This is a genomic window from Streptomyces sp. NPDC054956 (genome assembly GCF_053609185.1).
Genome location: NZ_JBSGXB010000051.1, coordinates 1 through 23,570, shown reverse-complemented (window position 1 = coordinate 23,570; position 23,570 = coordinate 1). Strand labels below are relative to the sequence as shown.

Genomic DNA, 23,570 nt, shown 5'->3' with positions numbered 1-23,570 from the left:
GATGAATTGGCACCCACGCCGGGTAGCGCATGCGTCACAAGCCGTGAGCGACTCTCCGGGCCGACACGCGCACCTTGTTGGAGATCCGCCTCTGTGCTGGAATTCGCGGGACCGCCGCGGGAATCAGCCGGCGCGCAGGTGGCGCGAGACAGCGCCGAGCGCGGCGGCAACGGAGAGGGAGACGCGCCGGTCACCGACGACCACCATGGGGCGCATTGCCCCACGACTCGACACCGTCCCACCGGTCGCCCGGCGGGACGCCTGGTCCAGAGGTTGCGACGCTAGTGCAGGGACGATTCAAGAGGGATGGCAGCGCTGCGGCGGAGCAGGAGCCGCGCGGCGGGACCGACCGTGGCTCCTCGCCCCAGCACGCCCAGAACCGCGGGCCGGCTGTCGAAGGCGCGGGCCCCGATGCCTCCGCCGCGGTGAAGGCGAAGGGACGCGCCAAGTCCAAGGGCACGCCCAGGGGCAACGACGAGTCGGCCGAGCGCGACACGGCGATACCCAAGGCCCCCAGTGGGTCCGGTTCCCGTCTCGCCATGCAGAACTGGCGCATCAGCACGCGACTGGTGTCGCTGCTGACCCTGCCCGTCGTCGCGGCCACCACGCTCGGTGGCTTCCGCATCAACGACTCGCTCAACGACATCGCGCAGCTCGAGCACATGCAGCTGCTGACGACGATGACCCGGCAGGCCACCAACCTGGCCGCCATGCTGCAGGCCGAGCGTGACAACTCCGCCGGTCCGCTGTCGGTGCCCGGCCAGGCCGGCAAGCCGAACAGCCTCGTCCAGGGCGTCCGCGACCAGACCGACTCCGCCGCCAAGGCCTTCGCCGCCGCGACCGACAAGGTCGACAACGCGGAGGACAAGGACGAGACGCTCAAGTCGATCCGCAACAACATCCTGCAGATCGGCCGCCAGCTCACCAACATCGAGGAAATCCGCAAGAAGGCGTACCAGAACGGCGCCCAGCAGACCGTCACCGAGTACAACTCGCTGATCGTCTCGCTGCTCTCGCTCTCGCAGGACATGGCCCAGGCCACCTCGAACCCCGAGATGATCAAGCGCACGCGCGCCCTGGCGGCGTTCTCCTCCGCCAAGGAGTACGCCTCGATCCAGCGCGCGATCATCGCGGCCTCGCTCCCCGAGGACCCCGCCAAGGGCGGCGTCCTCAACGAGAACGACCGGCTGTACGCCCTCTCCGCCCTGCGCGGCGAGGAGCAGTCGAAGAAGACCTTCGAACTCGTCTACCAGGGCAAGCCCGAGGAACTCCTCTCGGTGCTCGGCGACGGCAACCAGGAGATCGGCACCGCCGACCACTACGCCCGCCGCGTCCTGCAGACCAAGGACCAGTTCGCCAAGGAGAAGAACCGCTCCTGGATGGACTGGTACGACGCGGACGACACCAAGCTCCAGGCCATGAAGGTCATCGAGCTCACCCTGCTCGAGGACATGGAGCAGAAGGCCCGCGAGCTCAAGAACGAGTCGCAGCGCGACGCCATCATCAACGGTGCGCTGATCCTCCTCGTCCTCGGCGTCTCCCTCGTCGGCGCCTTCGTCATGGCCCGCTCGATGATCCGCTCGCTGCGCCGCCTGCAGGACACCGCGACCCGCGTCGCCCAGGACCGGCTGCCCGAGCTCGTCAAGCAGCTGTCCGAGTCCGACCCGCAGGACGTGGACACGACGGTGGAGTCCGTCGGTCTGCACACCCGCGACGAGATCGGCCAGGTGGCCGCGGCCTTCGACGACATGCACCGCGAGGCCGTCCGCCTCGCCGCCGAGCAGGCCCTCCTGCGAGGCAACGTCAACGCGATGTTCACCAACCTCTCGCGGCGCTCGCAGGGCCTCATCCAGCGTCAGCTCTCGCTCATCTCCGAGCTGGAGTCGCGCGAGGCCGACCCGGACCAGCTGTCCTCGCTCTTCAAGCTCGACCACCTCGCGACCCGCATGCGCCGTAACGGCGAAAACCTCCTCGTCCTCGCGGGCGAGGAGCCGGGCCGCCGGTGGACCCGCCCCGTCCCGCTCGTCGACGTGCTCCGCGCCGCGGCGTCCGAGGTGGAGCAGTACGAGCGCATCGAACTCGCGTCGGTGCCCGGCACCGACGTCGCCGGCCGCGTCGTCAACGACCTCGTGCACCTCCTCGCCGAGCTGCTGGAGAACGCCACCTCGTTCTCCTCACCGCAGACCAAGGTCAAGGTCACCGGTCACGCGCTGCCGGACGGCCGCGTGCTCGTCGAGATCCACGACACCGGCATCGGCCTCTCCCCCGAGGACCTCGCCGCGATCAACGAGCGGCTCGCGTCGCCGCCGACCGTGGACGTCTCCGTCTCCCGCCGCATGGGCCTGTTCGTGGTCGGCCGCCTGTCCCTGCGACACGGCATCCGCATCCAGCTGCGCCCGTCCGACTCGGGCGGTACGACGGCCCTCGTCATGCTCCCGGTGGACGTCGCCCAGGGCGGCAAGAAGCCGGCCCCGATGCCCGGCCAGGGCGGTCCCGGCGGCGGTGCCCAGGGCGGTCCCGGTCAGGGTGGTCCCGGCGCGCAGGCGCAGGGTTCCCTTCCCGGTCCCGGCGGACGGGCCCCCGTGGGCGCGGGCGCCCAGCGCGGCCAGGTCGCCGGCGGCGCCCAGCGCGCGGCCCTGCCCGGTCAGAGCGGAGCCCCCGGCGGGCAGCGTCCCCAGGGCCCCGGCCCGCAGGGCGGTCCGCAGGCCGGCCGTCCCCCGCAGCAGCAGGGTGCGCCCGGCGGGCAGACGCAGAGCGCCTTCGGCTCCGGTGCCCCGCTGCCGGGCCGCGGTCCGGTCTCCGGTCCCGGCGCCCCCGCCGGCCCCGGTGCTCCCGGTGGCTTCGGCGGTCCGCAGGCCCGCCCGGCCGGCGCTCCCACGGCTTCCGGCCCCGGCGGTTTCCCGCAGGGCAACGGCTTCGAGCGTCCGCAGCAGCCCCAGCAGGCGCAGCAGCAGATGCCGCAGCCCCAGCAGGCGCAGCAGGCCGGTCCCCCCGCGGGTCCGGGCGTGCGCGGCCCCCGGCCGCAGCTGCCCCCGCGCGGCGGCGCTCCGCGTCCGGAACTCCCGGGTGCGGGCACCGGCCCGACCGGGATACCGCAGACCACCAGCTGGGGCGCGGGCCAGAGCGGGCACGACGTCCCGCGCGGCCACGACGAGCTGTCGGGCCCCGGCTCGACCTCCGAGTTCGCGCGCCCCGACTTCAACGCCCCGGCCCCGCAGGCGGGCCAGGGCGGCTACGCCTACGACAACAGCGGTACGGGCCAGTTCCCCCGCCCGGACTTCGCGGACCCGTCCTCCACCGGCCAGTTCCCCCGCCCCGACCTCCAGGGCCAGCGGCCCGGCGGCCCCGGTGTCGGCGGCTACGCCCAGCCCGGCCAGGTCCCGCAGCCCCAGGGCGGGTACGCCCCCGTACCCCCCGCCCGGGCGGAGGCTCCGCGGCTGCCGCAGGCGCCCCGGCCCGAGGCGCTGCCCCCGGCCGGCTCGAACGCCGAGGGCCGCAGCCCGATCTTCGACACGCTGGAGTCGAACTGGTTCCGCCAGGAGGGCGCTCAGCCCCCCGCGCAGGGACCGGCCGTACCTCAGCAGCCGCAGCAGCCTCAGCAGTCCGCCCCGTCGGCACCGGCCGTGGCCTCCCCCCAGCGCCCGCAGCAGCCTTCGCTGCCGCAGCGCGGCCAGGAGCAGGCGCCGGCCGAGTCGGCCCAGACGGCCACCGGCGCCATGCCGACGGTCAGCTGGCGCTCCTCGCCGAACGACGAGCTGATGCGGCAGGCCGAGCGCGTGCGCCAGCCCGCCGCCGGCGGCATCACCACTTCGGGGCTGCCCCGCCGGGTCCCACGGGCGAACCTCGTGGCCGGCACCGCGCAGCAGCAGGCCGAAGCGCAGGCCGGTCCGCAGGTCTCGCGTGCGCCGGACGACGTCCGCGGCCGTCTGACCAACCTCCGACGCGGTATCCAGCAGGGACGTCAGGCCGGCAACAACGGCCCGGCTACCGGCAGTTACCACATCGACCCCACTTACCAGCAGGAGCGATAGTTGAGTTCGATGAGCCAGGCGGCACAGAACCTGAACTGGTTGATCACCAACTTCGTGGACAACACCCCCGGGGTGTCCCACACGGTGGTGGTCTCCGCCGACGGCCTCCTGCTGGCGATGTCCGAGGGTTTCCCCCGTGACCGCGCCGACCAGCTGGCCGCCGTCGCCTCCGGGCTGACCTCGCTGACCGCGGGTGCGTCCCGCATCTTCGAGGGCGGCGCCGTCAACCAGACCGTGGTCGAGATGGACCGGGGATTCCTCTTCCTCATGTCCGTCTCCGACGGATCCTCGCTGGCCGTACTCGCGCACCCCGAGTGCGACATCGGCCTCGTGGGCTACGAGATGGCCCTCCTCGTGGACCGCGCCGGCAGCGTCCTCACCCCGGACCTGCGCGCGGAACTGCAGGGAAGCCTGCTCATCTGACTGCACACCTCCCGGCCGGACGGTACTTCCGGCCGGGAGACCGGGGCGCCAGCCCCGGAACCCAGTACCCCCGCCAGGCCGTCATACCGTCCCCCCACCGGCCGCCCCGTCAGACGGCACGCTGACCACTGCTGTCCAGCCCGGAGGATCAATGACCCCGCCCCCCGCCTACTCCGATGGATACGGCGACTCGTCGTACTCGGAAGGCGACCAGCCGCTGGTTCGTCCGTACGCGATGACCGGTGGCCGGACCCGACCGCGCTACCAGCTCGCCATCGAGGCCCTGGTCAGCACCACGGCCGATCCGATGCACCTGTCCGGGCTGCTCCCGGAGCACCAGCGCATCTGCACGCTCTGCCGTGAGGTGAAGTCGGTCGCGGAGGTCTCGGCGCTGCTGTCGATGCCGCTCGGCGTCGCCCGGATCCTCGTCGCCGACCTGGCGGAAGCCGGCATGGTGGCCATCCACCAGCCGGGCAATGGAGAGGCCGGCGGAACTCCGGACGTAACGCTGCTCGAGAGGGTTCTCAGTGGACTTCGCAAGCTCTAACGGCGGAGCGGCTCCTCGCTCCACCACCTCCGCGAAGATCGTGGTGGCGGGCGGCTTCGGCGTGGGCAAGACCACGTTCGTCGGCGCGGTCTCCGAGATCAACCCGCTGCGCACCGAAGCCGTGATGACGAGCGCCTCCGCCGGCATCGACGACCTCACCCACACCGGGGACAAGACGACCACCACGGTCGCCATGGACTTCGGCCGCATCACCCTGGACCAGGACCTGATCCTGTACCTCTTCGGTACCCCCGGTCAGGACCGCTTCTGGTTCATGTGGGACGACCTGGTGCGCGGCGCGATCGGAGCGATCGTCCTGGTCGACACGCGGCGCCTGGCCGACTGCTTCCCGGCCGTCGACTACTTCGAGAACAGCGGTCTGCCGTTCGTCGTGGCGCTCAACGGCTTCGAGGGGCACCAGCCGTACACCCCGGAGGAAGTCCGCGAGGCCCTGCAGATCGGCCCCGACGCCCCCATCATCACCACCGACGCCCGCCACCGCGCGGACGCCAAGAGCGCGCTCATCACGCTCGTCGAGCACGCGCTCATGGCGCGGCTCAAGTAGTACCCGGCGTAACAAGAGGTCCACTGGCTGGTTTTGGGGGGCGGGCTGTGTCATAGGACACGGCCCGCCCTCTTCGTTCATAACGTTTCGACAGAGAATTGCCGGTAGTTGGCGACACGGCGCGTTCGCCCGGTCTCGCTGCGCTCACAACTGGCCCCATTTTTGCCGCAGGAAGCTCTTTATGTCCGATTTATGTGGGGCATAAGGCTCTAGGAATGGCCGATTTCAACTGTTTGGAACACGGCCGTTAACCGTGCTGGAATTCAACGAACTAGCTAGTAGCACCGCCGAGAGGTTGTTGGTCGAGTGAGGCGAAGCAACTCGAGCCCCGCGGATGAACCCGCGCGCGGCAACTTCACCCCGCCGCCGCGCGCGGCCGCGTCACCTGTCGACGTACCCGTGGACCCGCCCACGAGCGGCGGCAGCACCAGCAGGTTCTCGCCGCGCAACTGGCGCGTGCCGACCCGTCTGAACGCCATCCTGCTCGTGCCGGTCCTCGTCGGACTGGTCATGGGCGGCTTCCAGGTGAAGGGCTCCATCGACACCTGGGGCCAGGCCAAGGACGCCGAGAAGACGGCCCGCATCGTGCAGGCCGCCGCCGAGTACGGCCAGGCCCTGCTCAACGAGCGCGACCTGACGGCCGACCCGCTGCTCAAGGGCCAGCGGGAGTCCGACCCGGTCATGAAGGCGTACGCCGCCACCGACACGGCCAAGGCGAAGTTCGCCCAGGCCGTGAAGGACATGCCCGAGGGCCAGGGCCTGGAGCGCCGCCTGGAGCTCTTCCGCCAGGAGGAGCCCAAGCTCGAGCAGGTCCGCAAGACGGCCTACCTCCAGCCGCTGGAGACGTCGAAGAAGGCCCTGCCCAAGGCGGCCGGCCCGATCCCGACCGAAGAGGGGTACGTGCTGGTCCAGCACTACCTCATGCAGTTCTCCAACGAGCTGGGCCTCGGCACCGGCAACGTGACCTCCTACGGCCGCATGGTCTACGCGATCGAGCTGGCCAAGGCCGCGAACTCGCTGCAGCGCTCCGTGGGCACGCACCTGCTGGTCCGGCCCAACCCGAACGAGGACATCCGCAAGGCCCAGCTGGTCGCCTTCTCCTCGTACGCGTACCTCGAGGAACTGGCCATCGGCGAGTACGTCGCCGCCGGCACCGACGAGGACGTGCAGCGCCTCAAAGACATCATGGGCAAGCAGTCCGCGGCGGGCGCCGCCAAGCTCGCTGCCGCCAAGCAGCAGGCGGAGCAGGCCGGCACCCCCTTCAAGGCCCCGCCCGTGGTCAACGACTCCGCGCTCACCGGCATGACCGAGGCGATAGCCAGCGGCGAGCGCAAGGAAGTCCTGGCCGCGAACGGCACCAACGCCGTGTTCTGGCAGGCCGCCGCGACCGCCAAGTTCGACGGCTACGCCGAGGTCGAGAAGCAGCTCCTCGACAACGCCGTCAAGGACGCCGTGGCCGTCTCCGACGAGGCCCGCAACGACGCCATCATCACCGGCGCCATCGTGGTCGTGGCCCTGCTCGCCGCCTTCATCCTGGCCGGCATGATGGCCCGCCAGATGGGCCGCGCGATGCGCAAGCTGCGCAGTGCCGCCTTCGACGTGGCCGAGCAGCGCCTGCCGATGCTCGTCGACCAGCTCTCGCGCACCGACCCGGGCAAGGTCGACACCCGTGTCGTCCCGATCCCGATCGACTCCCAGGACGAGATCGGCGAGGTCGCCCGGGCCTTCGACCAGGTCCACCGGGAGGCCGTCCGGCTCGCCGCCGAGCAGGCGCTCCTGCGGGGCAACGTCAACGCGATCTTCACGAACCTCTCCATGCGCAACCAGTCGCTGATCGAGGGCCAGCTGACCCTCATCACCGACCTGGAGAACAACGAGGCCGACCCGGACCAGCTGGAGAACCTCTTCCGCCTGGACCACCTGGCCACCCGTATGCGCCGCAACGGCGAGAACCTCCTCATCCTCGCGGGTGAGGAACCGGGCCGCCGCTGGGACCAGCCGGTCCCGCTCGTCGACGTCCTGCGCGCCGCCTCCTCCGAGGTGGAGCAGTACGAGCGCATCGAGCTGTCGGGCGTCTCGGAGGCCGAGATCCACGGCCAGGCCGTGACCGACCTCGTGCACCTGCTCGCCGAGCTCCTGGAGAACGCCACCACGTTCTCCTCCCCCCAGACCAAGGTCCGGGTCAACGCGACGCGTCTGCCCGACGGCCGCGTGATGGTCGAGATCCACGACAAGGGCATCGGCCTCACCGCCGAGGACTTCGCGGACATCAACCACAAGCTGGCCAACCCGCCGACCGTGGACGCCGCGATCTCGCAGCGCATGGGCCTGTTCGTGGTCGGCCGCCTGGCCGACCGGCACGGCATCCGCGTCCAGCTGCGCCCCTCGGGCGAGGCGGCCGGCACCACTTCGCTGGTCATGCTCCCCGACGCCATCACCCACGGTGGCGGTGGCGAGGGCATTCCGGACGACGACTTCACCGTCTCCTCGATCATTCCGCGCCAGCAGGCGCAGCAGGCCGCACCGCTGCGCACGGCCGCCGAGCTCGGCTTCGACGACTCCCGCTACGAGGTCCACCGGGCCGACCAGCCGGGCCTCGACGAGGGCATGCTGGACCCCGTCGGCCGCTCCCTGGGCCGCGAGGACCGTCGGGCCGCGCTGGAGGCCCAGGCGGGCTACCCGCAGGCGCAGCCGGAGTACGGCGGGCCCGGCGAGCTCACGGGGGACTATCCGGAACCTCAGCCGGAGCACGCGTACCAGCCGTACCAGGGCTACGAGCAGCAGCCCGCGCAGGGCTACGACCCCGGTTACGAACCCGCTCAGGGCGGGCAGGGATACGACGCGTACCCCCAGCAGGAGTACGCCTATCCGGAAGCCGAGTACTCGGATCAGCGACAGGACCTCCCGACGTACGACGGTGGGTACGATTCCCCCTCCCCGCAGGCGGAGTGGCCCGAGCAGAACAGCTACGCGGGCTCCTACCAGCAGGATTACGGGACCGAATCGGAATCACCCGCCGCTCCCGAACCGGCCCCGGAGCGCGTAGGCTTCGACCGTCCGGGCGCCGCTGCCGACACCGGTCACCAGGTGACCGGAGCGGGCCTGCCGCGTCGCGGCAGCCAGCAGCAGTGGCAACCGGCACAGCAGGAAGCGGAGTCCACCGGATCCCTCTTCGAGCAGCGGCCGCAGCGTCAGCAGCAGCCCGCTGAACCGGAGCGGGCCCCGGAGGGAACGGAAGGCACTGCCGACTGGCGTTCGAACAACGACGAACGCTGGCAGCAGGCCGCCAAGCTCCGTGAGCCGAAGGCGGGCGGGATCACCCCGTCCGGTCTCCCTCGGCGGGTGCCCAAGGCCAACCTGGTCGAGGGCGCTGCGGAGACGACCCCGCAGGGCGGCCCCCAGGTCTCCCGGGCCCCCGAGGACGTCCGCGGCAGGTTGAGCAACCTGCGGCGCGGTGTCCAGCAGGGCCGCAACGCGGGATCCGAGCAGTCAAGTAACAGCTATGACCAGGAGCGTTAGTGTGAGCGCGATGAGCCAGGCGGCGCAGAACCTGAACTGGTTGATCACCAACTTCGTGGACAACACCCCAGGGGTGTCCCACACGGTGGTGGTATCCGCCGACGGCCTCCTTCTGGCGATGTCCGACGGATTCCCGCGCGACCGCGCCGACCAGCTGGCGGCCGTGGCCTCCGGGCTGACGTCGCTGACCGCCGGGGCCTCCCGCATCTTCGAGGGTGGCGCCGTCAACCAGACCGTGGTCGAGATGGACCGGGGATTCCTCTTCCTCATGTCCGTCTCCGACGGATCCTCGCTCGCGGTGCTCGCGCACCCCGAGTGCGACATCGGCCTCGTGGGCTACGAGATGGCCCTTCTCGTGGATCGCGCGGGCAGCGTCCTCACCCCGGACCTGCGCGCGGAACTCCAAGGAAGCCTTCTCAACTAGCAGACAGGCAGTGCGTTTCGCGCCATCGCACCATAGGGTGCGGTGGCGCGGTTCCACAGGGAGTACTGCGTTCTTGGAGTCGGAGGAGGAGACGTGACAACACCCGGAGGACATCCTTATGGCGGCGCGCAGCAGCCGCAGGGTGGGCACGACCAGAACCGCTTCAACTTCCCCTCCGCTCCCAGCAACCGGCCCTCGCCGGAGTACGACCAGGCCGGGCAGCCCTACCAGCGGCAGCCCTACCAGCAGCAGCCGTACGGACAGCCCCAGCAGCCCCAGCAGCCTTACCGGCCCTCGCAGCAGTCTCCGCGCGCCTCGCGCCCGCAGGCTCCGCAGGCGCACAACCCGCTGGTGCGCCCGTACGCGATGACGGGCGGCCGTACCCGGCCGCGCTACCAGCTCGCCATCGAGGCACTGGTCAGCACCACGGCCGATCCCGCGCGTCTGCAAGGGCAGTTGCCCGAGCACCAGCGCATCTGCCGTCTGTGCCAGGAGATCAAATCCGTCGCGGAGATCTCGGCACTTCTCTCCATTCCTCTTGGTGTCGCCCGGATCCTCGTCGCCGACCTGGCGGAGGCCGGCCTTGTCGCCATCCACCAGCCCGGCGGCGACGAGTCCGCCGGCGGCCAGCCAGATGTGACACTGCTCGAAAGGGTGCTCAGTGGACTTCGCAAGCTCTAACGGCGGAGCGGCTCCTGCTCGCTCCACCACCTCCGCGAAGATCGTGGTGGCGGGCGGCTTCGGCGTGGGCAAGACCACGTTCGTCGGCGCGGTCTCCGAGATCAACCCGCTGCGCACCGAAGCCGTGATGACGAGCGCCTCCGCCGGCATCGACGACCTCACCCACACCGGGGACAAGACGACCACCACGGTCGCCATGGACTTCGGCCGCATCACCCTGGACCAGGACCTGATCCTGTACCTCTTCGGTACCCCCGGACAGGACCGCTTCTGGTTCATGTGGGACGACCTGGTCCGCGGCGCCATCGGCGCCGTCGTCCTCGTCGACACCCGCCGTCTCGCCGACTGCTTCCCCGCCGTCGACTACTTCGAGAACAGCGGCCTGCCGTTCGTCATCGCCCTCAACGGCTTCGACGGACACCAGCCGTACACCCCGGAGGAAGTCCGCGAGGCCCTGCAGATCGGCCCCGACGCCCCCATCATCACCACCGACGCCCGCCACCGCGCGGACGCCAAGAGCGCGCTCATCACCCTGGTCGAGCACGCGCTCATGGCCCGCCTGCGGTAGCGGCTTCCGCCCGCGCACGCGCGAAGGCCCCCGTGTCCTGTGACACGGGGGCCTTCGCCTTGGGCCCCGTACGAGCGGGGCCGCTCGGCCGGACGACGGCCGGTTCCGGGTACGCGCGAGGCCCCGCACCCTGTCCGGGTGCGGGGCCTCGCGTCGTACTGGGGGCTCAGCCCTGCCAGCTGTGCGGCGCGCGGAAGCCGGGGGTGCGCTCCAGGCGGCGCCAGCCGGCCTGGGAGCGGGAGGCGGAGGTGGCGGCCTCGGGGGCGGCGGCGGCGCGGGCGAGCAGGATCGCGGTGATCGCGGCCAGCTCCTCGGGCTCGGCGTTGCCCTTTTCGACCTTCAGCAGGGTGCTCATCGGTGGCAGTTCTCCTTCGACGTCTACTGCGGCGGGTTGCCGTGCTTGCGGGACGGCAGATCGGCGTGCTTGTTGCGGAGCATCGAGAGGGCGGCGACGAGCACTTCCCGGGTCTCGGCGGGGTCGATGACGTCGTCGACGAGGCCGCGCTCGGCCGCGTAGTACGGGTGCATCAGCTCGGCCTTGTACTCCTTGACCATGCGTGCGCGCATGGCCTCGGGGTCCTCGGCGTCCGCGATCTGCTTGCGGAAGATGACGTTGGCGGCACCTTCGGCGCCCATCACGGCGATCTCGTTGGTGGGCCAGGCGTAGGTGAGGTCGGCGCCGATGGACTGCGAGTCCATGACGATGTACGCGCCGCCGTAGGCCTTGCGCAGGATCAGTGAGATCCGCGGGACGGTGGCGTTGCAGTACGCGTACAGCAGCTTGGCGCCGTGGCGGATGATGCCGCCGTGCTCCTGGTCGACGCCCGGCAGGAAGCCGGGGACGTCCAGGAGGGTGATGATCGGGATGTTGAAGGCGTCGCAGAGCTGGACGAAGCGCGCCGCCTTCTCGGAGGCGTGGATGTCCAGGACGCCGGCGAGGTGGCCGGGCTGGTTGGCGACGATGCCCACGACCTGGCCGTCCATCCGCGCGAGGGCGCAGATGATGTTGCGGGCCCAGCGCTCGTGGATCTCCAGGACGTCGCCTTCGTCGACGAGCTCCTCGATGACCTTGAGCATGTCGTACGGGCGGTTGCCGTCGGCGGGCACCAGGTCCAGCAGGACGTCCGAGCGCCGGTCGGCGGGGTCGTCGGTCTGGTGGACCGGGGGGTTCTCGCGGTTGTTGGAGGGGAGCATCGTGATGAGGTAGCGGACCTCGGAGATGCAGGTCTCCTCGTCGTCGTACGCGAAGTGCGCGACGCCGGAGGTCTCGGCGTGCACGTCCGCGCCACCGAGGCCGTTCTGCGTGATCTCCTCGCCCGTTACCGCGCGAACCACGTCCGGGCCGGTGATGAACATCTGCGAGGTCTCGCGGACCATGAACACGAAGTCCGTGAGCGCCGGGGAGTACGCGGCGCCACCGGCGCAGGGGCCCAGCATGACCGAGATCTGCGGGATGACGCCCGAGGCCTTGGTGTTGCGCTGGAAGATGCCGCCGTACCCGGCGAGGGCGGAGACGCCCTCCTGGATGCGGGCGCCGGCGCCGTCGTTGAGGGAGACCAGCGGGGCACCGGCCGCGATGGCCATGTCCATGATCTTGTGGATCTTCGTGGCGTGGGCCTCGCCCAGGGCGCCGCCGAAGATGCGGAAGTCGTGCGCGTAGACGAAGACCGTGCGGCCCTCGACCGTGCCCCAGCCGGTGATGACACCGTCGGTGTAGGGCTTCTTGGCCTCCAGGCCGAACCCGGTCGCGCGGTGGCGGCGGAGCTGTTCGACCTCCTTGAAGGAACCTTCGTCGAGCAGCAGCGCGATGCGCTCACGGGCGGTGAGCTTGCCCTTGGCGTGCTGCGCTTCGGTCGCCCGGTCGCTCGGTCCGCGCCGCGCCTGCTCGCGCAGGTCGTGCAGCTCGGCCACGCGCCCGCGGGCGTCCGTCGGCTCGCTCGGAATCTGGTCCACAACGGTCATGTATCGACCTTACGAAGCGGGACCCACAAAACCCTCCGTCGAATCCACACAGTGTCGGGTGTCTTCCGCTGTCCGGCCCGGACAGAACCACGGAGGCATGAGTGGACACCGCCAGCCGGGACCTTCGTCCTTTGTGGGCATTCAACAAACCCACCCGAAGAAGTTGAAATTTGAACGGAATGGGTCTAGCGTCTCTCTTGTTGAAAGTTCAACGAGTGCCGGACCGAGCGGCACCCTACCGAGGAGCAAGACATGGGCATCTTCACCCGCCGCAGCCAGGACACGTCCGCCACCGCCGTCGCCACGCTCGAAGTGGACCCGGCCCTCGCCGCCCTCACCGGCGACTACGTCATCGACGCGGCCCACAGCAGCATCGGCTTCACCGTCCGCCACGCGATGGTCACCAACGTCCGCGGCACCTTCGCCGAGCACGAGGGCGCGCTGCACCTCGACGGCGCCGACCCCTCCCGCTCCACCGCCTCCATCGACGTGAAGATCGCCTCCGTCGACACCGGCATCGGCGACCGCGACGGTCACCTGCGCTCCGGCGACTTCTTCGACGCCGAGACCTTCCCGCTGATGACCTTCCGCTCCACGCAGGCGGCGCAGCTCGGCGGCGACGCGTACCGCATCACCGGCGACCTGACCATCAAGGACGTCACGCGCCCGCTCTCCATCGACCTGGAGTTCAACGGGTCGGCCACCGACGTCTACGGCAACGAGCGCGTCGGCTTCGAGGGCTCCGCCGAGATCCTGCGCTCCGACTGGGGCCTGACCTGGAACGCGGCCCTGGAGACCGGTGGCGTGATGGTCAGCGACAAGGTGAAGCTGACCTTCGACATCTCGGCGATCAAGCAGGCCTGACCCCCGCAGGACCGGTTCGGGACCGGGGGCGGCTCAGAAGTCGCCCCCGCCGAAACCTCCGCCGTCGAAGCCGCCACCGCCGCCGAAGTCCCCGCCGCCGAAGTCGGACGGGTTGAAGTCGGCGCCGGAGACGTCGCCGCCGCCGAAGCCGTTGCCGTCGAACCCGTTGCCGCCGCCGAAGTCGGAGGCGTAGGCCGGGCTGGACATCATCGAACCGAGCATCGTGCCCATGAGCAGCCCCGGCAGCATGCCGCCACCGAAGTAGCCGCCGGCCCAGGGACCGTACGCCGGGCCGGCGTCGTAGTAGGGGCGCGGCCCGTGCTCGGTGTCGACGGTGCGGACCGCCGGGTCCTGGCCGTCGCGCAGCCGTACGGCGTCCGCCGCGCAGACCGGGACGGTACGGGCTGCCCCGCCCGCGGGGGCCCAGTCCGCGTCCTCGGTGCTCGGCCCGTGGCGCGGGTCGAAGAAGCAGGGCGCCCGGCGCTCGGGCAGCGGCCGGCCCTGCCGGCGCGCGTCGAGGCGGGCCAGGGCGTACCGGCCGTCCTCCAGTGCCTGGGTGACCCCCTTGACCTCCTCCGGGTGCTCCACGGAGGCCATGATCTGCTTGGCCTTCTCGTACGAGTCGAGGCCCTGCTCGTAGTCCGCCCGCATGGCGTCGTCCGCGCCGGGTTCGCCGGGGTGGAAGTCGAGGCGGTCGAGCTCCTCGCCGAAGGCCGTGATGTCCTCGTCGACGACCACGCTCAGCCGTGCGATGGCCTCGCGGCGGGCCTCTTCCTTCTTCTTGCGGTTCCGCTTGACCAGCGCGTACGCACCGCCGCCGCCGACCAGGGCCACGGCGCCGAGGCCGATCAGGGCGCCGGCCGGGGAGCCGTCGTCCGTGCTCGCGGAGCCGCCCCAGGAGGCCGGGGCCTTGCCCTTGGCCTGGGACAGGGCCTGGTCCACGAAGTTGTTGAGCTCGGTGGCCGCGTCGACCGGGCCGCCCGCCTTGACGGCGTCGACCAGGTTGCGGACCGCGTTGTTCGGCATGACCGCCCTGTCGGCGCCGGCGTTGAAACCGTCCCCGAGCCGGATGGCGTAGAGCCCGGTGATGCCCGTCTCGGTGCGGACCGTCTTGAGCACGGTGGCCGCGGGGAACTCGGCGGTGGCCGGCAGCACGGCCACGAACACCGGCTTCCCGGCGTCCTTGATCTTCTTCGCGAGCGCCTCCGCCTGCGCGGGCGGCAGCTGCGCCTCGGCGCGGGGGTCGACGTAGACCGGGCCCTTCTTGAGGGCCTCCGCCACGGCCGCGGTTCCGGTGGCCGCCGATGCCTGCGGGGCGACCAGGAGAGCGGTCGCGGACAGGGCCAGCAGCAGACCGGACAGCAGCGATCCCATACGTACGGATATAAGCCTGGTCCTCATATCCACGACGCTACCCGAACAGGCGTAATCCTGTGTGAGCCGGACATAAGGACCATCGCCCCCGCCGACGGGCCGTCCGGCCTACACTCCCGGCCCAGGGGGTGGGCCGATGCGGCGCGGGCTGCTGGTGGGACTCGTAGTGCTGGGTGGCGGGCTGCTCACGGCATGCGCCTATCCGCCCGGCCCGCCCGTGTACGACCTCGCCGGGGTGTACAAGGAGGACTCGGGCCGGCTCATGGTGGAACTGGGGCGCTGCAGCAACGAGGGGGACATCGAAGGGCTCATTCTGCAGGGCCTCCCCATGGACGGCCTCGTCGAGCGGCGCACCGGCCATGTCCCCGGGGACACCCGGCCCGGGCCGTTCCCCCTTCTCGCCCCGGCCCCGGATCCCCGTGAGGAGCCCGCCACCCCGCCGTCCCTGGACCCGGGCGGCTTCTACGTCCTCGCGTTCGATGTGCTCAAGGACGACCGCCGGGTCCTGTACGCCTCCGCCACCTCGTTCAAGACCCAGGACATCGAGGCCCTGCGCCCCGGACAGGTCTGGGCGGACGGCAAGGCCATGAGCCGCGAGCGCTTCCGCGCCTACATCAGGGATGCCTGCTGACGCGGAAGCCCCCGCGGGCGCGGCTCCCTACTCCGCCGGCTCCACGCCCGCGTGCAGGAGGCCGAAGGTGAAGGCGTCCTCCAGGGCCTGCCAGGAGGCCGCGATCACGTTGGGCGCGACGCCGACCGTGTTCCACTCGCGGGAGCCGTCCGTCGTGGTGACCAGGACCCGGGTGGTGGACGCCGTGCCGTGCGCGCCCTCCAGGATGCGGACCTTGTAGTCGATCAGCTCGAACTTGGCCAGCTGGGGGTAGAAGCGCTCCAGCGCCACCCGCAGCGCGCGGTCCAGCGCGTTGACCGGGCCGTTGCCCTCCGCCGTCGCGACGATCCGCTCGCCCTTGGCCCACAGCTTCACCGTGGCCTCGTTGGCGTGCGTGCCGTCGGGGCGGTCCTCGACGATGGCCCGCCAGGACTCGGTACGGAAGTACTTGCGCGCCCTGCCCTCCGCCTCGGCCCGCAGCAGCAGCTCGAAGGAGGCGTCGGCGGCCTCGTAGGTGTAGCCCTGGAGCTCCCGCTCCTTGACCCGCTCCACCACCCGGGAGACCAGCGCGCGGTCCCCGCCGAGGTCGACTCCGAGCTCCTTGCCCTTGAGCTCGATGGAGGCCCGGCCGGCCATGTCGGAGACCAGCATCCGCATGGTGTTGCCGACCCGCTCGGGGTCGATGTGCTGGTACAGGTCCGGGTCGACCTTGATCGCCGAGGCGTGCAGGCCCGCCTTGTGCGCGAAGGCCGAGACGCCGACGTAGGGCTGGTGCGTGGAGGGGGTGAGGTTGACGACCTCCGCGATGGCGTGCGAGATCCGGGTCATCTCCGCGAGCGCGCCCGCCGGGAGGACCGTACGGCCGTACTTGATCTCCAGCGCGGCGACGACCGGGAAGAGGTTGGCGTTGCCGACCCGCTCGCCGTAGCCGTTCGCGGTGCACTGGACGTGGGTGGCGCCCGCGTCGACGGCGGCCAGCGTGTTGGCCACCGCGCAGCCGGTGTCGTCCTGGGCGTGGATGCCCAGGCGCGCGCCGGTGTCGGCGAGGACGGTGGCGACGGTCGCGGTCACCTGCGCGGGCAGCATGCCGCCGTTGGTGTCGCACAGGACGACGACGTCGGCGCCGGCCTCGTGGGCGGTGCGGACCACGGACTTGGCGTACTCCGCGTTGGCCCGGTAGCCGTCGAAGAAGTGCTCGCAGTCGACGAAGACCCGGCGGCCCTGGGAGACCAGGTGCGAGACGGTGTCGCGGACCATCTCCAGGTTCTCCTCGAGGGTGGTGCGCAGGGCGAGCTCGACGTGCCGGTCGTGGGACTTGGCGACCAGCGTGATCACCGGCGCGCCGGATTCCAGCAGCGCCCGGACCTGCGGGTCGGTGGCGGCGGAGCCGCCCGCCCGGCGGGTGGCCCCGAAGGCCACGAGCTGGGCGTGCTTGAAGTCGATCTCGGCGCGGGCGCGGGAGAAGAACTCCGTGTCACGGGGGTTGGCGCCGGGCCAGCCGCCCTCGATGAACCCCACCCCGAAGTCGTCCAGGTGCCGGGCGATCGTCAGCTTGTCAGCGACCGTGAGGTTGATGCCCTCACGCTGGGCACCGTCGCGCAGGGTCGTGTCGAAGACGTGAAACCCGTCATCGGGGAGGCCGGGGCCCGAGCTCGGCGCAGTCGGCTCGGTCGCCTCTGTCGTCGTCATGCTGATCTGACTCCTGTCGGATGAGTGGTTCCGGATGCCCGCCGCGGGGCGGGCTGCCTCCACTGCCCCCATCATCGCGCGCTGCCCGCTTCCGGCATGTTTGGGCCGGAAAACGAAAAAACCTCTCGCGGGTGCGAGAGGTCTGCGCGCGGGTCTGGGGCACGATGGCCGCCTCCGCGAAGTTCGTTCACGGTTCAGCGGTCACTGCGGACCGGCGCGCTGCTGTCCATAATCATGAGCTGAGCAGGCACGTCGGCAGTGTGCCATACCGCATGCCGCGGATGGACGGGGATCTCAGCATGCGGGCAGGCCGGTCCGATGGCTGGAGGGGCGGGGCAGGACCGCCGGCTCAGGCCCCGGTCTCCGGGGTCAGCGCCTCGCTGAGGAACTCGCGGACGTGCTCGAGGATGTCGCCCCGCCCTATCCCGGGCAGGCCGACGGCGACCTGGATGCTGAACCCGTCGAGCAGGGCCCGCAGCCGGGCCGCGAAGCGGTCCGGGTCGACCGGGCGGAACTCCCCGCGCGAGATGCCCTCGGCGAGCAGGGCCACCAGGTCGCGGTGCCAGGCGCCCTCGATGGCCCCCTGGCGCTCCCGCTCCCCCGGTCCGGCGTTCTGCGAGCGGTTCCAGACCTCCAGCCACAGGGTCCAGTGCGGGTCCCGGGCGCCCTCGGGCACGTACAGGTCCACGTACGCCTGCAGCCGTTCGATCGCGGGGCCGCGGCGCGACAGCAGGGCGCGCCGCCGGGCACCCAGCGCCGCCTCGCTCCACTCCAGGGTCTGGAGCAGGAGCTCGTCCTTGGTGCGGAAGTAGTAGAGGAGGTGGCCGCTGCTCATGCCGACCTGGCGGCCCAGTCCGGCCATGGTCAGGCCGTCGAGGCCGCGTTCGGCGATGGTGGCCATGGCGGCGACCAGTACGTCCTCGCGCGGCGGCGCGTTCTTGCGCGCGGCACGTACCTCACCCGCCACCATGGCCCACTCCCACTCTGTGAATCGATCCGCGCGATCCGCCCGCCCCGTCCCGCGGAAGAGGTCAGACCTTCGGCTGCTGCTGGGTGATGCAGTGGATACCGCCACCCCCGGCGAAAATCGTACGTGCGTCGACGAGCGTCACGGTCCGCTCGGGGAAGAGACCGCGGAAGATCTCCGCCGCCTCCTCGTCGCGCGGGTCGTCGAAGGCGCACAGGACCACGCCGCCGTTGCACAGGTAGTGGTTGATGTAGGAGTAGTCGACCCATTCGCCGTCCTCCTCCAGCACGGTCGGCGCCGGGACCTCCACGACCTCCAGCTGCCGGCCCCGCGCGTCGGTGGACGCGCGCAGGATGGCGGCGATGGTCTTGCCGCGCTCGTGGTCCGGGTGGGCCGGGTCGGGCTGGGTGTGGACCATGACCACGCCGGGGCGGGCGAAGGCGGCCACGATGTCCACGTGACCCTGGGTGCCGTAGGTGCCGTAGTCGCCGGCCAGGCCGTACGGGAGCCAGATCGCCTTGGTGGTGCCCAGGTGGGCGTGGATCTCGGCCTCGACCTGCTCGCGGGACCAGTCGGGGTTGCGGCCCTTGCCCAGCTGCACGGTGTCGGTGAGGAGCACGGTGCCCTCGCCGTCCACGTGGATGGCGCCGCCCTCGTTGACCAGCGGGGTGCTGTACGTACGGGTCCCGGCGAGGTCGGAGACGGCGCGGGCGATCTTCGAGTCGTGGTCCCAGCGGGCCCACTCCTGGGCGCCCCAGCCGTTGAAGGTCCAGTCGACGGCGGCCAGCTCGCCGGCGTCGTTGGTGACGAAGGTCGGGCCGATGTCGCGCATCCAGGCGTCGTCGAGCTCCCGCTCGACCAGCTCGACGTCATCGCCGACGATCGCGCGGGCGCCCTCGGCGTCCCCCGGGGAGACCACCAGGGTCACGGGCTCGTACGTGCGGACGGCGCGGGCGACGGCGCCCCACGCCTCGCGGGCCGCGGCGAGCTCGGCCTCGTCGGTGAAGGTCGGGTTGGGGCTCGGCCAGGCCATCCAGGTGCGCTCGTGGGGCATCCACTCGGCGGGCATCCGGAATCCGTTGTCTGCGGGCTTCGTCATGGCAGGGGTCCTTAGTGGAACGGTGTCCCGAGGGAACGGTCTCTCGGGGACGGTGCTGGCGTGCGGGCGGGTCGGCCCCGTCGGGCCGGTGGGGCTGGCGGACTAGAGGAAGTAGAGGCGGTTGAGGGAGACCGAATCGGCCGCCTCGGAGCGCAGCGGTTCCCCGTCCAGGGAGACGAGACCGCTGCGCGCGTCCACATCGACCGCGCCCACCCGGGAGTTGAGCAGGAGGTCACCCGGACCGATGCCGCGGGTGCCGCGGACGGCGACCCGGCGGCGGCGGGTGGGCATCTCGTCGCTGCCGAGGGCCGCCGCGGCGGCCGACACGAAGGCGACGGAGATATCGGCGGCCGTGGCCCCGTACGAGCCGAACTGCGGCCCGAGGACCAGCGGTTCGCAGGTGTCGGTGGCGGCGTTGGGATCGCCGGTGACCCCGTACGCCGGGAAGCCCGACTTGAGGACCAGCTGGGGCTTGGCGCCGAAGAACTGCGGGCGCCACAGCACGATGTCGGCGAGCTTGCCGACCTCGATGGAGCCGATCTCGTGGGCCAGGCCGTGGGCGATGGCCGGGTTGATGGTCAGCTTGGCCATGTAGCGCAGGACCCGGGCGTTGTCGTCGCCCTCGCCGTCGCCGGCCAGCGGGCCCAGTTCGCCCTTCATCTTCGCGGCCATGGCGAAGGTGCGGCGGATGGTCTCGCCGGCGCGGCCCATGCCCTGGGCGTCGGAGGAAGTGATGCCGATCGCGCCCAGGTCGTGCAGGACGTCCTCGGCGCCCATGGTGCCCGCGCGGATGCGGTCGCGGGCCATGGCGGCGTCGCCGGGGAGGTCCGGCTTGAGGTCGTGGACCGAGACGATCATGCCGTAGTGCTCGGCGACGGCGTCCCGGCCGAAGGGCAGGGTCGGGTTGGTGGAGGAGCCGATGACGTTCGGCACGCCGGCCATCTTCAGGACGTTGGGGACGTGTCCGCCACCGCAGCCCTCGATGTGGAAGGCGTGGATGGTGCGGCCGTCCAGGACGCGCAGGGTGTCCTCGACCGAGAGGCACTCGTTGAGGCCGTCACTGTGCAGGGCGACCTGTACGTCGTACTCCTCGGCCACGCGCAGGGCGGTGTCCAGGGCGCGGGTGTGGGCGCCCATGTCCTCGTGGACCTTGAACCCGGAGGCGCCGCCCTCGGCCAGGGCCTCGATCAGCGGGGCGGCGTCCGAGGAGGAGCCGCGGGCGAGGAAGCCGATGTTGACGGGCCAGGCGTCGAAGGCGTTGAAGGCGTGCTTGAGCGCCCACGGGGAGTTGACGCCGACGCCCCAGACCGGGCCGAACTCCTGGCCGATGATCGTGGTGACGCCCGCGGCGAGCGAGGCCTCCATGATGCGCGGGGAGAGCAGGTGCACGTGGGTGTCGACGGCGCCGGCGGTGGCGATCAGGCCCTCGCCGGAGACGATCGAGGTGCCGGTGCCGACGACGACGTCGACACCGTCGAGGGTGTCGGGATTGCCGGCCCGGCCGATCGCGTGGATGCGGCCCTCGCGGATGCCGATGGAGACCTTGCGGATGCCGAGGACCGCGTCGATGACCAGCACGTTGCTGATCACCACGTCGCAGGTCTCGCGGACGGCCGCGGCCTTCAGGTGCAGTCCGTCGCGGGCGGTCTTGCCGAAACCGGCCAGGAACTCGTCGCCGGGCTTCTGGGAATCGGACTCGACGCGGACGGTCAGCCCGGAGTCGCCGAGCCGGACCCGGTCCCCGGCGCGGGGGCCGAAGACGGAGGCGTACTCGTGGGGGTCGATGTGGCGGCTGCCGGGGGCGCAGTGGTCGGTGTGCGGTGTCTGCCGGCTCATGCCGTCGTCCCTTCCGGTCGGTCGTTGCCGTCGGTCTGGTCGGCCTGGTCGGCCTGGCCCGGGGTGATCGGGGAGGCCGGGGCCTCGTCGTCCCGGGCGGTGCCCGAGGCGCCCAGGTACCCGCACGCCGCCGCCCTCTCCAAGGCGAGCGCCTTGGCGCCCGGGGCGTCGAGCGGTCCGTCGACCAGTCCGGCGAAGCCGATGGCGATGCGCTCGCCGCCGATCGGGACCAGGCCGACCTCGGCCTCGCCGCCGGGGTCGAAGCGGACCGAGGAGCCCGCCGGCACGCACAGCCGCATGCCGTAGGCCGCGGCGCGGTCGAAGTCGAGGCGCGGGTTGGCCTCGAAGAAGTGGAAGTGGGAGGTGACGCTGACCGGCACGGTGGCGGTGTTGCGCACGTGCAGGTGGATCGCGGGCTCCGGCTGGGGGGCGCCGGGGCCGGGCACGACCGCGCCGGGGGCGTTCTCGCCGAGGCCGACCGCGCCGCGGATCGGGGAGGAGACCACGGCGAGGCGGGACCCGTCGTCGAAGACGGCCTCCACGTGCACCTCGGTGACCACGTCGCTCACGCCGGGCAGCACGTCGTCCGGGCCCAGCACGGAGCGGGCCTCCTCGATGGCCTCGGCCAGTCGTTTGCCGTCGCGCGCGGCCTCGCAGACCGTGTCCGCGATGAGCGCGGTGGCCTCGGGGACGTTGAGCTTGAGCCCGCGGGCCCGCCGGGCCCTGGCCAGTTCCGCGGCACTGCGGAGCAGAAGCCGGTCACGCTCCGTTGGGGTCAGCCGCACGCCGATCCACCACCTTTTGAGTCGATGGGTTAGAGCATCACTCTAACTCTTCATTTCTCCGCAATGAAGCATTGACCTGAGACCAGGGCTTAGGTCACATTGAGTGTCGCTCAAACATTGCGATGCCACCCCCCGCCCTTCCAAGGGAGTCCCCCCATGCCCATCGAACAGCGCGGAGTCGACACCATCCCGGAAGCGGAGCGGACGAGCGGTCCCCGTGACCTGATTTCGATCCTCCTCGGCTCCAACCTCTGCCTCGGTGTGATCGTCTTCGGCTGGCTGCCCCCGTCCTTCGGGCTGGGACTGTGGCCCTCGGTCACCGCCATCGTGACCGGCACCCTCGTCGGCATCGCCTTCACCGCGCCGCTGGCCCTCGTCTCGCTTCGCACGGGGACCAACCTCTCCACCTCCAGCGGCGCCCAGTTCGGCGTCCGCGGCCGGCTCGTCGGCTCGGTGGTCGGCCTGCTGCTCTCGCTCGGCTACACCGCGCTGACCCTGTGGATCGGCGGCGACGTCATGGTCGGCGCCCTGTCCCGGCTCACCGGACTGCCCGACACGGGCGTCTCCCGGGCCGTGATGTACGGCGTACTGGCCGCCTGTACGGTCGTCGGAGCCGTCTTCGGCTACCGGCTGCTGCTGCGCATGAGCAAGGTCCTGTCCATCGGCATGGTGGTCCTGCTGGCCGTCGGCGTCTTCGCCTACGCCCCGGACTTCACCACCGCCGCCCCGCCGGACACCGCGTACCTGCTCGGCTCCTTCTGGCCGACCTGGCTGCTCGCCGCCGTCGCCGCCGGTCTCAGCGGTCCCGTCGCCTTCATCACCCTGCTCGGCGACTACACCCGCTACATCTCCCCCCACCAGCACAGCTCCCGCAAGGTGCTCTGGTCCACGGGGCTCGGCCTGCTCATCGGCCTGCTGATCCCGCAGCTCTTCGGCACCTACACGGCGCTGGCCGCCCGCGCCGCCACCGAGTACGCCGGGCCGCTGGTCGACGCCGCGCCGTTCTGGTACCTGGTGCCGCTGCTCGCCGCCGCGGCCGCCGGCTCGGTCGGCAACGCCGGGCTGATGCTCTACTCGATGGGCCTCGACCTCGACGCCATCGTCCCCAGGGCCACCCGTACCACCGCCACCCTGGTCGCCGCGGCCGTGGCCACCGCCTTCGTGTTCATCGGCTCCTTCGAGTGGAACGCCCAGGCCGCCATGACCTCGTTCGTCCTGCTGCTGACCGCGATCGGCACCCCGTGGGCCGTGATCACCCTCATCGGCTACGTCCGCTGCCGGGGCCGCTACGACGCCGACGCCCTCCAGGTCTTCAACCGCCGCTCCGTGGGCGGGGTCTACTGGTACCGCGCCGGCTGGAACGTCGCGGCCACCGTCTCCTGGGCGATCGGCGCGGGCGTCGGCCTGCTCGCCGTGACCACCCCCTTCTACGAGGGCCCGCTGCTGGCCCTGACCGGCGGCGTGGACTGCTCCTTCGTCCTGTCCGGCCTGGCCGGCGGCCTGGTCTACACGGCCCTGACCGCCCGTACCGCCCCCTCCGCGGCCGCGGAGGCCGTCGAGGAGCCGGTCGCCGCGTAGTCCCCCGTACGCACGAAGGCCCGCGCCCCGGCTGCTCTGAGAGAGCCC

The 23,570-nt window shown here is 71.4% G+C and carries 19 protein-coding genes; 11 read left to right on the top strand and 8 right to left on the bottom strand.

The annotated features are described in order from the left end of the window. Positions 1 to 284 precede the first annotated feature (284 nt). From ACWGDE_RS12035 to ACWGDE_RS12000, 8 genes are all read left to right on the top strand, one after another. Positions 285 to 4,031, top strand: a complete 3,747-nt coding sequence (locus ACWGDE_RS12035) for a nitrate- and nitrite sensing domain-containing protein (protein ID WP_453388855.1) — start codon at positions 285 to 287, stop codon at positions 4,029 to 4,031. Positions 4,032 to 4,040: 9 nt separating this feature from the next. Continuing rightward, positions 4,041 to 4,454: a roadblock/LC7 domain-containing protein gene (locus tag ACWGDE_RS12030; protein ID WP_008739864.1), complete on the top strand. Its 414-nt coding sequence runs from the start codon at positions 4,041 to 4,043 to the stop codon at positions 4,452 to 4,454. 151 nt (positions 4,455 to 4,605) lie between these two features. Next, positions 4,606 to 5,001, top strand: a complete 396-nt coding sequence (locus tag ACWGDE_RS12025) for a DUF742 domain-containing protein (protein WP_054223559.1) — start codon at positions 4,606 to 4,608, stop codon at positions 4,999 to 5,001. Next, positions 4,982 to 5,566, top strand: a complete 585-nt coding sequence (locus tag ACWGDE_RS12020) for a GTP-binding protein (protein WP_243337754.1) — start codon at positions 4,982 to 4,984, stop codon at positions 5,564 to 5,566. Before ACWGDE_RS12025 ends, ACWGDE_RS12020 begins: the two co-directional genes overlap by 20 nt. A gap of 306 nt (positions 5,567 to 5,872) precedes the next feature. Continuing rightward, on the top strand, positions 5,873 to 9,085 hold the full coding sequence (locus ACWGDE_RS12015; RefSeq protein WP_453388854.1) for a nitrate- and nitrite sensing domain-containing protein: 3,213 nt from the start codon (positions 5,873 to 5,875) through the stop codon (positions 9,083 to 9,085). Between the two features lie 10 nt (positions 9,086 to 9,095). After that, positions 9,096 to 9,509 (top strand): roadblock/LC7 domain-containing protein, encoded by a 414-nt coding sequence (locus ACWGDE_RS12010; RefSeq protein ID WP_030037347.1) that lies wholly within the window; start codon positions 9,096 to 9,098, stop codon positions 9,507 to 9,509. 93 nt (positions 9,510 to 9,602) lie between these two features. Further along, a complete protein-coding gene (locus ACWGDE_RS12005) occupies positions 9,603 to 10,190 on the top strand; it encodes a DUF742 domain-containing protein (protein ID WP_453388853.1) in 588 nt (195 codons plus the stop codon). After that, positions 10,171 to 10,758, top strand: coding sequence for a GTP-binding protein (locus tag ACWGDE_RS12000; RefSeq protein ID WP_073911148.1), 588 nt, complete (start codon positions 10,171 to 10,173; stop codon positions 10,756 to 10,758). Before ACWGDE_RS12005 ends, ACWGDE_RS12000 begins: the two co-directional genes overlap by 20 nt. Positions 10,759 to 10,924: 166 nt before the next feature. On the opposite strand, the gene ACWGDE_RS11995 is transcribed toward ACWGDE_RS12000, so the two are convergent. Continuing rightward, positions 10,925 to 11,113, bottom strand: coding sequence for an acyl-CoA carboxylase subunit epsilon (locus ACWGDE_RS11995; protein ID WP_453388852.1), 189 nt, complete (start codon positions 11,111 to 11,113; stop codon positions 10,925 to 10,927). A 23-nt stretch (positions 11,114 to 11,136) separates the two neighbouring features. Beyond that, positions 11,137 to 12,720, bottom strand: coding sequence for an acyl-CoA carboxylase subunit beta (locus ACWGDE_RS11990; protein WP_453388851.1), 1,584 nt, complete (start codon positions 12,718 to 12,720; stop codon positions 11,137 to 11,139). Between the two features lie 252 nt (positions 12,721 to 12,972). Here ACWGDE_RS11990 and ACWGDE_RS11985 point away from each other — a divergent pair, with 252 nt between their 5' ends. After that, on the top strand, positions 12,973 to 13,584 hold the full coding sequence (locus ACWGDE_RS11985) for a YceI family protein (RefSeq protein WP_453388850.1): 612 nt from the start codon (positions 12,973 to 12,975) through the stop codon (positions 13,582 to 13,584). 33 nt (positions 13,585 to 13,617) lie between these two features. On the opposite strand, the gene ACWGDE_RS11980 is transcribed toward ACWGDE_RS11985, so the two are convergent. Then, the gene (locus ACWGDE_RS11980; RefSeq protein WP_453388849.1) at positions 13,618 to 14,985 is read right to left on the bottom strand and encodes a hypothetical protein; all 1,368 of its coding nucleotides are present in this window, start codon (positions 14,983 to 14,985) and stop codon (positions 13,618 to 13,620) included. A gap of 109 nt (positions 14,986 to 15,094) precedes the next feature. On the opposite strand from ACWGDE_RS11980, the gene ACWGDE_RS11975 reads away from it, so the two are divergent. After that, positions 15,095 to 15,589 carry a hypothetical protein gene (locus ACWGDE_RS11975; RefSeq protein ID WP_453388848.1) on the top strand — a complete coding sequence of 165 codons (495 nt, stop codon included), beginning with the start codon at positions 15,095 to 15,097 and terminating at the stop codon, positions 15,587 to 15,589. 27 nt (positions 15,590 to 15,616) lie between these two features. Here the strand turns inward: ACWGDE_RS11975 and cimA are convergent, their stop codons facing one another. The 5 genes from cimA to ureA all read right to left on the bottom strand — a co-directional run bounded on the left by cimA (position 15,617) and on the right by ureA (position 21,944). After that, positions 15,617 to 17,257: a citramalate synthase gene (gene cimA, locus ACWGDE_RS11970; RefSeq protein WP_453388847.1), complete on the bottom strand. Its 1,641-nt coding sequence runs from the start codon at positions 17,255 to 17,257 to the stop codon at positions 15,617 to 15,619. Positions 17,258 to 17,606: 349 nt separating this feature from the next. Next, positions 17,607 to 18,227: a TetR/AcrR family transcriptional regulator gene (locus tag ACWGDE_RS11965; RefSeq protein ID WP_453388846.1), complete on the bottom strand. Its 621-nt coding sequence runs from the start codon at positions 18,225 to 18,227 to the stop codon at positions 17,607 to 17,609. 61 nt (positions 18,228 to 18,288) lie between these two features. Further along, positions 18,289 to 19,323: an agmatine deiminase family protein gene (locus ACWGDE_RS11960; protein ID WP_453388845.1), complete on the bottom strand. Its 1,035-nt coding sequence runs from the start codon at positions 19,321 to 19,323 to the stop codon at positions 18,289 to 18,291. 102 nt (positions 19,324 to 19,425) lie between these two features. Continuing rightward, positions 19,426 to 21,159 carry an urease subunit alpha gene (locus ACWGDE_RS11955; RefSeq protein ID WP_453388844.1) on the bottom strand — a complete coding sequence of 578 codons (1,734 nt, stop codon included), beginning with the start codon at positions 21,157 to 21,159 and terminating at the stop codon, positions 19,426 to 19,428. Continuing rightward, positions 21,156 to 21,944 carry an urease subunit gamma gene (ureA, locus tag ACWGDE_RS11950; RefSeq protein ID WP_453388843.1) on the bottom strand — a complete coding sequence of 263 codons (789 nt, stop codon included), beginning with the start codon at positions 21,942 to 21,944 and terminating at the stop codon, positions 21,156 to 21,158. Before ureA ends, ACWGDE_RS11955 begins: the two co-directional genes overlap by 4 nt. A gap of 156 nt (positions 21,945 to 22,100) precedes the next feature. Between ureA and ACWGDE_RS11945 the strand changes: the two genes are divergently transcribed. Beyond that, positions 22,101 to 23,522: a cytosine permease gene (locus tag ACWGDE_RS11945; protein ID WP_453388842.1), complete on the top strand. Its 1,422-nt coding sequence runs from the start codon at positions 22,101 to 22,103 to the stop codon at positions 23,520 to 23,522. The last annotated feature ends 48 nt before the right edge of the window (positions 23,523 to 23,570 follow it).